This is a genomic window from Bacillus sp. V3B (assembly GCF_024494465.1).
Lineage (GTDB): Bacteria > Bacillota > Bacilli > Bacillales > Cytobacillaceae > Bacillus_BD.
Window position 1 is genome coordinate 1 of the sequence record NZ_JAETXM010000058.1, and the last position, 2,515, is coordinate 2,515.

Below are 2,515 nucleotides of genomic sequence, written 5' to 3' on the forward strand. Positions count from 1 at the left end.
GTAACATTTACGTGAAATCAAAACGAGCAGGAGAACGAACCATGGAAAGCATTCAAAGGTTTATCGAGGGAAAACTCCGATTGAAAGTAAATGAGAGAAAGTCGGCGGTAAACCGTCCATGGAAACGAAAGTTTCTTGGCTTCAGTTTCACGTCTTCAAAGGAGCCAAAGGTTCGAATCGCAAAAGAAAGTCTAAAGCGAATGAAGAAGAAGGTAAGAGAAATCACTTCAAGAAAGATGCCATACTCAATGGAATATCGGATTGAGAAACTGAACCAATACCTAATAGGCTGGTGCGGTTATTTTGCGTTGGCTGATACGAAATCCATTTTCGATGATTTAGATAAGTGGATCCGTAGAAGGCTACGAATGTGCTTATGGAAAAACTGGAAGAAGCCAAAGACAAAGATACGGAACCTTATAAACTTAGGTGTATCCGAGTGGAGAGCCTACGAGTGGGGAAATAGTCGAAAAGGTTACTGGCGTATCTCAAATAGTCCAATTTTACACAAAACCCTCGATAACTCTTACTGGAGTGATCGAGGGCTTAAAAGTCTACAAGTCCGTTATAAATTCTTGCGTCAATTATCTTAATTGAACCGCCGTATACGGAACCGTACGTACGGTGGTGTGAGAGGTCGGAGGTTAATCACCTCCTCCTACTCGATTAAAAAGGTGGAGTAATATGCAACCAAATAAATACTTGCTTGATCGTAAAAATGACAAGGAAATTCAGAAAATTCTTAATCGAATGGGAAGATTACTTGACGAAGTTGTTAACTTTGGATCTCATGTATTAGATATTTGCAGAGAGACGTATAACTTCACAGAGTACGAGACACCAATCGCTACTACTTATACTGAATACTTAAGTTTATTAGATGGAATTACAGTGTTAATCAAAAAAGGAACGGGTGACCCGATAAAGCCTTTATTAAGATCAATGCTAGAAATGAAGTTTAATATAGAATATCTGTTAGATGAAGAAGAGAAAAAGGGTGTTTTGGCTTATCAAGTAGCGCATGCTCAGAAAAAAATAGCTAACTGGAAACTTGTTGATCCAACAACTCAGCAGGGAAAAGAATTTCTAAAAAAGACGAGCGATCTTGGAATGGATCCATCAAAATTCAAGCCTAAAGAGAATATTGCGAGACTTGAAAGGGGACTAAGTAAAGGCAAGTATAAGGAAGTAAATGAAGAATGGAAAAGGACCAAAAAAGAAATGGGACGCCGACCTAGTTGGTATTCTTTATACAACGGGCCTCGTGGAATAATTGACTTAGCAAAACATCTTGGACAAGAAAATTATTATGAGATTATATATAGAAACCTATCTAGATTTCTTCATGGTGGTTCTGCTTTAGATAGAATAACAAATTTTGAAGAAGGCTTTGGTGTAAACCCAGGAATTAGACGATTAGAAGAACTACCCCAGCACTTAAATTTTGCTGTTGTATTCGCTCTTGAGATTTATCATAAGATGATAAAGAAATATAATCCAAATAAAGCAGTGGAATATGCACAGTGGTACGTGGACAATATCCAGAATGAGTTTTTTGAGCTAACACAAGCTAATATTACTGTTGAATATATTTCTGATAGAAAACAACATTAATTTATTAGGGGGAGAGTGAGAGTTTTGAAAGAGTTTGGTTTAGTTGAGGATAAAATATGCGAGGCGGATTTTTTTTCTTGAAAGGATAAAAGAGTGTAGGAATATTCAAGATTGCAAGTATTATCTAAGCGCATTTTTCTCTGCAAGTAGAAGCGTAACATTTACTTTGCAATCATCAATGAAACGCATTGAAGGATTTGAAAGCTGGTATGCGGTACAACAAGAAAAATTAAAACAGAATGATCTTGCGAAGAAGTTTGTAGAGATGAGAAACAAATCACAAAAAGTCGGAACTTCATTTATTGGTTCAGCTAGAGGATATAAGGACGAGGATGGAAATTCAAGAATGAAATTCTACTTTCAAACTGATGATAACTTCTTGGAAGTAGGGGAGTTAGCGAAAGAGAAGTTCCTTCGGCAGTTGTTCTCTGGCCAAGTCTTTAATAAGAATGAAGATGATATAGCTACTTAGTGCGAGCAAAATTTTTTATTATTGCTAGGAATTATTTTTGAGTGTTATGAGGAATTTGGAGCTGAAATTTATCCTGCTAAATACTATACATTAGAAAACCTTAAGAAGAAGGGCTTAACAATAGAAGATATTGAAGAGAGTTTGGGTTTTGATAGAGGTTATACAAAGGTTGATGGTGCATCAAATGAGGAAAGAATAAGACTCATAAGAGAATATGCACCAGAGAGCGAGATCAACGAAATGTTTGATAAATATTTGAATCGTACATATCAATAAATAACCGCTTTGATCATAGTACACTGTAGAAATCTATGTAAAAAAATAAAACCCAGAAGAGATGATGAGATTATCCCCTTAAGGTAGACACAAAACTGTGAGGGTGTTACGTTACCCTTAAGGAGTGTTATACACCATGGGGAAACAAAATAG

At 36.2% G+C, this 2,515-nt stretch carries 4 protein-coding genes; all 4 read left to right on the forward strand.

Annotated features, from left to right (window positions below; all coding sequences use genetic code 11):
- Positions 1-593: group II intron maturase-specific domain-containing protein (locus JMM81_RS22445; protein WP_305367887.1), on the forward strand; the 593-nt coding region annotated here is incomplete at its 5' end.
- 91 nt (positions 594-684) lie between these two features.
- Entirely contained in the window at positions 685-1,614 is a 930-nt protein-coding gene (locus JMM81_RS22450) for a DUF5677 domain-containing protein (protein WP_256243782.1), read from the forward strand.
- Between the two features lie 166 nt (positions 1,615-1,780).
- The gene (locus tag JMM81_RS22455; RefSeq protein WP_256243783.1) at positions 1,781-2,086 is read left to right on the forward strand and encodes a hypothetical protein; all 306 of its coding nucleotides are present in this window, start codon (positions 1,781-1,783) and stop codon (positions 2,084-2,086) included.
- Between the two features lie 21 nt (positions 2,087-2,107).
- The gene (locus JMM81_RS22460) at positions 2,108-2,362 is read left to right on the forward strand and encodes a hypothetical protein (RefSeq protein ID WP_256243784.1); all 255 of its coding nucleotides are present in this window, start codon (positions 2,108-2,110) and stop codon (positions 2,360-2,362) included.
- Positions 2,363-2,515 lie beyond the last annotated feature (153 nt).